This window comes from Pseudomonas sp. G11-1, from assembly GCF_024031555.1.
GTDB lineage: Bacteria > Pseudomonadota > Gammaproteobacteria > Pseudomonadales > Pseudomonadaceae > Halopseudomonas > Halopseudomonas bauzanensis.
The window spans coordinates 104,605-111,410 of sequence record NZ_QEYQ01000007.1 but is presented as its reverse complement, the minus strand read 5'-3'; the positions used below and the strand labels follow the sequence as shown (position 1 = coordinate 111,410).

Sequence of the window (6,806 nt, the reverse complement as noted above, 5' to 3'; positions counted from 1 at the left end):
CAACCGAATTGCTTGACGACCATAGAGCATTGGAACCACCTGATCCCATTCCGAACTCAGCAGTGAAACGATGCATCGCCGATGGTAGTGTGGGGACTCCCCATGTGAGAGTAGGTCATCGTCAAGCGCTATACCGAAACGCCCCGATCTGGAAACAGGTCGGGGCGTTTCTCTTTGCGCAAAAGGCCCAGGACCTGCTGGGGCTCGCGCTGGACGCGATGGGCTGGCCGACAAGCTCCGCGCCCAAGGCCGCTCCTGCAGCAAGTTGCGAGTTATCTATAACCTGAACAGCATTGTTACATTCTCGTTCATAAAGCCATGACAGCGCGTTATCATGCGCAGTTCATTTCCAACGATCGACACTTCCATGCTAGCTGCGTTATTCAAGATGATGTCCGATGGGCAATTTCATTCCGGCGAAGAGCTGGGCAGGACTCTTGGCGTCAGCCGGGCGGCGGTCTGGAAGTCGCTGAAGCGGCTGGAAGATCAAGGGTTCCCTATTCAGCGCATACGCGGCAAGGGCTATCGCATTCCACGCGGAGCCGTCCTGCTGGACCTTGCGGAGATTGCCGCGGCGCTGCCTGCTGATATGGCGGAGCGGATTGAATGGCAGTTACTGGACACTGTTGACTCGACCAATGCCCAGTTGCTCAAACAACTCTCCATGAAAGAACCTCGAGCGCTCGCCTGTGTTGCCGAACAGCAGCTGGCGGGTAAGGGGCGCCGGGGTAGAGAGTGGGTCAGCCCTTATGGTCAGAATATCTACCTGTCACTGGCGTTGCCGTTCTCCGGTGGGGCGCAGAAGCTGGAGGGACTTAGTCTGCTGGTTGGTCTCGTGCTGGTGGAGACGCTCGAAAGTTGTGGTTTTCGCAATTGCGCCTTGAAATGGCCCAACGATGTGCTGTTGGGTGGGCGCAAGCTGGCGGGCATTCTCATCGAGCTTGCTGGCGACCTGACCTCTGACTGCGTAGCGGTCATCGGTGTGGGTATCAATGTATTGATGAATGATGCTGCTGCGGCAATCGACCAGGCCTGGACCTCGCTGCTGTTGTCCCGTCAGGACGGTACGCTGAACCGCAATCTGCTGATCGCCGAATTCATCCGGCGACTGTTCGAGGCGGTGGCGGTATTTCGTGAGGCGGGTTTTGCGCCTTTCGTCGAGGAGTGGCAGCGACATGATGCCTGGTATGGCCAGCCGGTTGTTGTCCGTACTGGTGCCGTCATCACCGAGGGGGTCGAGCGGGGCGTCGATCAGCGGGGGGCGCTGCGACTTGATGTAGCCGAGGGCCAGGTATTGCTCAATGGCGGTGAAGTAAGTTTGAGGCTGAGTCATGATTCTTGAGCTGGACTGCGGCAATACGCTGATCAAGTGGCGTTTGCTCGATCGTGAAGGGCGTGTCAGAGATGGTGATATGGCGCCCGACCTGGTCGAGCTTCAGCGTCTGCTTGGCGGACAGGAGCGCGAGATTCACGGTTGCCGGTTGGTTAGTGTGCGCTCGGCAGAAGAGACGCAGGTCATTGTGGATCAGCTGACGAGCTGGCTCAAGCGTCACCCCATGCTCGCCCGTCCCGGGCTCCAGCTGGCCGGCGTAAGCAATGGCTATATTGATGCAGCGCGTCTGGGCATGGATCGGTGGCTGGCGTTGGTGGCAGGATATCAACTGTGCCGGCGTGCCTGTGTGGTAATTGATCTTGGGACCGCTGTGACCACCGACTTCGTCGATGCGCAGGGTCGTCACCTCGGTGGCTACATCGCACCAGGAAGCAAGCTGCTGCGCAGCAGTCTTCTCAATCACACCCGCCTGATCCGCTATGACCGGGGAGCACATGGTGACTTGCGCGAGCCGCGGCCGGGGACCAGCACGGCTGAGGCTGTGGAGTTCGGTTGTGAATTGATGTTATCCGGCTTTGTGCGTGAGCAACTACGTATCGCGCAGCAACTGCTGGGCGACGATCCAGCAGTGATTCTGACTGGGGGCGATGCTGCCGGCATGAAGGAGGTATTGCCGGAAGGGTGCCAGGTGATCGGTGATCTGGTGTTCCGCGGGCTGGCCCTGGCGTGCCCCATGGAGTTCAGTCCGTGAAATATCTTTTTCTGTCATTGGCGCTTCTCAATATTCTCTATGCGCTGTGGCAGCTGCAGGATAATAAGCTGATGGTGGGCGCGCCAGACGAGCCTGCCGTCCCCTCAGTGCCAATGGCTGCCCCAGAGCCTCCCCCCGCTGTAGCTGAGTCGGAGCCACCCCGACCTGATCCTGGTACGGCCGCTCTTTGTGTGGCGCTGGGCAGGTTTCCTGGGCTGGCTGAGGCCGAGCAGCTGCGCCAGCGGCTGTTGGCGCTGGATATTGAATCCAGGTTGCAGACCAGGGACGTGGTCATGGGAGTGGATTATTGGCTGGTGATGCCAGTAGTGGGTGGCGAGCGGCATGCAGTCATCCAGCTGTCAGCGCTGCAGGAGCAAGGTATTGATAGCTTCCTGATTACGCGGGGGGAGATGGCTGGTAGCTTGTCGCTGGGTGTTTTCGCCCGGGAGGATTACGCCCAGGTAAGGCAGGAGCAGTTGCAGCATTTAGGCCATGACGTACGCCTGCACGCGCTCAATAAAAAAGAGCAGCAGTATGTGGTCGAAGTAGGCAGCAAGGCCAGGCGTCTGGTGGATCAGGCAATGCTGACCCGGCTGCGAGCGGACTTTCCCGGACTGCAACATCAATATCAGCCATGCGCAGGCGTTGCCAACACGGGGCGTATCCCATAGAATGGCGCCCGCTCCAATGCAGCGCCCCGGGAAAACCGGAGGGGATGCGATGGAGCAATGCCCTGAAACAACACAAGTCGCGGTTTTTTCTAAGAAAAGTGTTGACAGGGTGGCGCCAAGTGAAGAAAATGGCGCCTCTTTTACGGAGGGGTTCCCGAGCGGTCAAAGGGATCAGACTGTAAATCTGACGGCTTAGCCTTCGAAGGTTCGAATCCTTCCCCCTCCACCAGATTTAGTATTGCCGGGCAAGATGCTCTTGGCGGGTATAGTTCAACGGTAGAACCTCAGCCTTCCAAGCTGATGGTGCGGGTTCGATTCCCGCTACCCGCTCCAGTCCGGTAATGCGACGGTGTAAGCTCATGTAGCTCAGTTGGTAGAGCACACCCTTGGTAAGGGTGAGGTCAGCGGTTCAAATCCGCTCATGAGCTCCAATATCAAGGCAGATATGCAAATATCTGCCTTTTATTTAATGGTCGCGTGACTCGCGCATTGCACTCAGCAGAGGGGATCTCTCGATGGCTAAAGAGAAGTTCGAACGCAGCAAACCGCACCTGAACGTGGGAACCATCGGTCACGTTGACCATGGCAAAACCACTCTGACCGCTGCTCTGACCCGCGTTTGCGCCGAAGTATTCGGCAGCGGTGGCACCTCCAAGGGCTACGATCAGATCGACAACGCGCCGGAAGAAAAGGCTCGTGGTATCACCATCAACACGTCCCACGTTGAGTATGATTCCCCGATCCGTCACTACGCGCACGTTGACTGCCCCGGTCACGCTGACTATGTGAAGAACATGATCACCGGTGCTGCCCAGATGGATGGCGCTATCCTGGTTTGCTCCGCTGCTGACGGCCCCATGCCGCAGACTCGCGAGCACATCCTGCTGTCCCGCCAGGTTGGCGTTCCTTACATCGTCGTGTTCCTGAACAAGGCTGACATGGTTGATGATGAAGAGCTGCTGGAACTGGTCGAGATGGAAGTGCGTGATCTGCTGAGCACCTACGACTTCCCTGGCGACGACACTCCGATCATCATCGGTTCCGCGCTGATGGCACTGAACGGTCAGGACGACAACGGCATGGGTACTACCGCCGTCAAGACTCTGGTCGAGACTCTGGACAGCTACATTCCCGAGCCTGAGCGTGCTATCGACAAGCCGTTCCTGATGCCGATCGAAGACGTATTCTCCATTTCCGGTCGCGGTACTGTTGTGACTGGTCGTGTTGAGCGCGGTATCGTTCGCGTTCAGGAAGAAGTCGAGATCGTTGGTATCAAAGACACCGTCAAGACCACTTGTACTGGTGTTGAGATGTTCCGCAAGCTGCTCGACGAAGGTCGTGCTGGTGAGAACGTTGGTGTTCTGCTGCGTGGTACCAAGCGTGAAGACGTTGAGCGTGGTCAGGTTCTGGCCAAGCCGGGCACCATCAAGCCGCACACTCAGTTCGAAGCTGAAGTGTACGTGCTGGGCAAGGATGAAGGCGGCCGTCACACTCCGTTCTTCAAGGGCTACCGTCCGCAGTTCTACTTCCGTACAACTGACGTGACTGGTTCCTGCGAACTGCCGGAAGGCGTGGAAATGGTTATGCCGGGCGACAACGTGAAGCTGGTTGTTACCCTGATCGCTCCGATCGCCATGGAAGACGGCCTGCGCTTCGCGATTCGCGAAGGTGGTCGTACCGTTGGTGCCGGCGTGGTTGCCAAGATCATTGCTTAATTAGTAATTGATCTTGAAGTGTTGGGCCGGTATCATTACCGGCTCAACTGCGATTACAGGCCAGTAGCTCAATTGGCAGAGCGGCGGTCTCCAAAACCGCAGGTTGGGGGTTCGATTCCCTCCTGGCCTGCCAGATTATCTGGCAAACACAAAACAGGATTTTACGATTGATGAGCACCAAGGCAGAAACTCACGATAGCCGCTTAGATGTCCTCAAGTGGATTGTCGTGGCTATCCTCGTTTTTGTCGGCGTTTACGGTAATCATTACTTCGCAGCCGAATCTGTTTTGTATCGTGCCGTAGCGCTGGTTGCGCTCGGCCTGGTGGCGGGCTTTGTTGCCCTGCAGACCGAAAAAGGCAAGGCCTTCTGGGCGCTGCTCAAAGAAGCACGCATCGAGATCCGGAAGGTCGTCTGGCCAACTCGTACGGAAACCACTCAGACAACGCTGATCGTCCTGGCGGTTGTTCTGGTCATGGCCCTGATCCTGTGGGGGCTCGATACCCTGCTGGGTTGGATTATTTCTAAGTTCATTGGCTAAAGGTGCTCCGTGTCTAAGCGTTGGTACGTCATACATGCCTACTCCGGATTCGAGAAGCACGTGATGCGTTCTCTCCAGGAGCGGGTCAAGCTGGCCGGAATGGAAGACCAGTTTGGTGAGATCCTTGTGCCCACCGAAGAAGTGGTGGAAATGCGCAACGGCCAGAAGCGCAAGAGTGAGCGCAAATTCTTTCCGGGCTATGTTCTGGTTCAGATGGAAATGAACGAAGGAACTTGGCACCTGGTCAAGGATACCTCTCGCGTGCTGGGCTTCATCGGTGGTACTGCGGACAAGCCCGCGCCGATCACTGATCGTGAAGCTGAAGCCATCCTGCGCCGCGTCGCTGACGGCAGCGACAAGCCGAAGCCCAAGACTCTGTTCGAGCCGGGTGAGGTTGTTCGCGTCACCGATGGTCCCTTCGCCGACTTCAATGGAGTCGTTGAAGAAGTTAATTATGAGAAAAGCCGTGTTCAGGTGGCTGTTCTCATCTTTGGTCGCCCCACGCCAGTGGAGCTCGAATTCAGCCAGGTCGAAAAAGGCTGAGTTCAACTGCCCGCCTGAACCCTGCAATGCCTGAAGGCAATGCGGGGTTTTGTTGTCAGTGGGCACTATGTTAAGTCGGGGAGCCGCGAGGCGCTATTACCCATTGGAGAAGACAAATGGCAAAGAAGATTCAGGCTTATATCAAGCTGCAAGTCAAGGCCGGTCAGGCTAACCCAAGTCCGCCGGTAGGTCCGGCCCTGGGCCAGCACGGCGTAAACATCATGGAATTCTGCAAGGCGTTCAACGCCAAGACCCAGGGCGTTGAGCCAGGTCTGCCGACTCCCGTGATCATCACCGTATACAGCGACCGCAGCTTTACTTTTGAAACCAAAAGTACTCCTGCTGCCGTACTGCTGATGAAGGCTGCTGGTGTCAAGGGCGGTTCCGCTCGTCCCAACAGCCAGAAGGTAGGTACCGTTACTCGCGCCCAGCTCGAAGAGATCGCCAAGACCAAGCAGGCTGATCTGACCGCTGCTGACCTGGACGCTGCTGTGCGCACCATCGCGGGTTCTGCCCGTAGCATGGGTCTGACCGTGGAGGGTGTGTAAATGGCCAAGCTCACCAAGCGCCAAAAGGCAATCAGCGAGAAAGTTGATAGCACCAAGGTTTACAGCTTCGAAGAAGCGGCCGCACTGCTGGCCGAAGTATCCAACGTCAAGTTCGTCGAGTCCGTTGATGTTGCCGTGAACCTCGGCGTTGATCCGCGCAAATCCGACCAGGTCGTACGTGGCGCTACACTGCTGCCCCACGGCACTGGCAAGACCGTTCGCGTAGCCGTGTTCACCCAGGGTGCCAACGCTGAAGCCGCACTGGCTGCCGGCGCTGACAAGGTCGGCATGGACGATCTGGCTGCCGAAATGAAGGCCGGTAATCTGGACTATGACGTCGTCATCGCTTCTCCGGACGCCATGCGTGTCGTTGGTCAGCTGGGTCAGCTGCTCGGGCCGCGCGGCCTGATGCCGAACCCGAAGGTCGGTACTGTATCTGCTGATGTCGGCACTGCAGTGAAGAATGCCAAAGCTGGTCAGGTTCGCTACCGCACCGACAAGAACGGCATCATTCATTGCTCCGTAGGCAAGGTTGGCTTCGAGCCGGTCAAGCTGAAGGAAAACGTTGAAGCGCTGCTGGCCGATCTGAAGAAGGCCAAGCCGTCCACGTCCAAGGGTATCTATCTGCAGCGCGTGTCCCTGAGCACCACCATGGGTCCGGGTCTGTACATTGACCACTCTGCGCTGAATATCTGATTCATCGGCG

8 protein-coding genes, 4 tRNA genes and 1 rRNA gene are annotated in these 6,806 nt (G+C 57.4%); all 13 read left to right on the top strand.

Annotated features, from left to right (window positions below; all coding sequences use genetic code 11):
* Window positions 1-11 precede the first annotated feature (11 nt).
* Window positions 12-127: ribosomal RNA gene (rrf, locus tag DHB74_RS16115) — 5S ribosomal RNA — on the top strand.
* A gap of 207 nt (window positions 128-334) precedes the next feature.
* Window positions 335-1,342, top strand: a complete 1,008-nt coding sequence (gene birA / locus DHB74_RS16110; protein WP_136870015.1) for a bifunctional biotin--[acetyl-CoA-carboxylase] ligase/biotin operon repressor BirA — start codon at window positions 335-337, stop codon at window positions 1,340-1,342.
* Window positions 1,332-2,084 (top strand): type III pantothenate kinase, encoded by a 753-nt coding sequence (locus DHB74_RS16105; protein WP_074781352.1) that lies wholly within the window; start codon window positions 1,332-1,334, stop codon window positions 2,082-2,084. Before birA ends, DHB74_RS16105 begins: the two co-directional genes overlap by 11 nt.
* On the top strand, window positions 2,081-2,755 hold the full coding sequence (locus tag DHB74_RS16100; protein WP_074781351.1) for a hypothetical protein: 675 nt from the start codon (window positions 2,081-2,083) through the stop codon (window positions 2,753-2,755). Before DHB74_RS16105 ends, DHB74_RS16100 begins: the two co-directional genes overlap by 4 nt.
* Before the next feature lie 144 nt (window positions 2,756-2,899).
* Window positions 2,900-2,984: transfer RNA gene (locus DHB74_RS16095), tRNA-Tyr, on the top strand.
* A gap of 30 nt (window positions 2,985-3,014) precedes the next feature.
* A tRNA-Gly gene (locus DHB74_RS16090) sits at window positions 3,015-3,088 on the top strand.
* A 22-nt stretch (window positions 3,089-3,110) separates the two neighbouring features.
* A tRNA-Thr gene (locus tag DHB74_RS16085) sits at window positions 3,111-3,186 on the top strand.
* Window positions 3,187-3,270: 84 nt separating this feature from the next.
* On the top strand, window positions 3,271-4,470 hold the full coding sequence (tuf, locus tag DHB74_RS16080; protein WP_036993729.1) for an elongation factor Tu: 1,200 nt from the start codon (window positions 3,271-3,273) through the stop codon (window positions 4,468-4,470).
* A 57-nt stretch (window positions 4,471-4,527) separates the two neighbouring features.
* Window positions 4,528-4,603 (top strand) — tRNA-Trp (locus DHB74_RS16075).
* 37 nt (window positions 4,604-4,640) lie between these two features.
* A complete protein-coding gene (secE, locus tag DHB74_RS16070) occupies window positions 4,641-5,009 on the top strand; it encodes a preprotein translocase subunit SecE (RefSeq protein WP_036993757.1) in 369 nt (122 codons plus the stop codon).
* 9 nt (window positions 5,010-5,018) lie between these two features.
* Window positions 5,019-5,552, top strand: a complete 534-nt coding sequence (gene nusG / locus DHB74_RS16065) for a transcription termination/antitermination protein NusG (protein WP_036993755.1) — start codon at window positions 5,019-5,021, stop codon at window positions 5,550-5,552.
* A 116-nt stretch (window positions 5,553-5,668) separates the two neighbouring features.
* Window positions 5,669-6,100, top strand: coding sequence for a 50S ribosomal protein L11 (gene rplK / locus DHB74_RS16060; protein ID WP_036993752.1), 432 nt, complete (start codon window positions 5,669-5,671; stop codon window positions 6,098-6,100).
* Window positions 6,101-6,796, top strand: coding sequence for a 50S ribosomal protein L1 (rplA, locus tag DHB74_RS16055; RefSeq protein ID WP_136870013.1), 696 nt, complete (start codon window positions 6,101-6,103; stop codon window positions 6,794-6,796).
* Window positions 6,797-6,806: the final 10 nt, after the last annotated feature.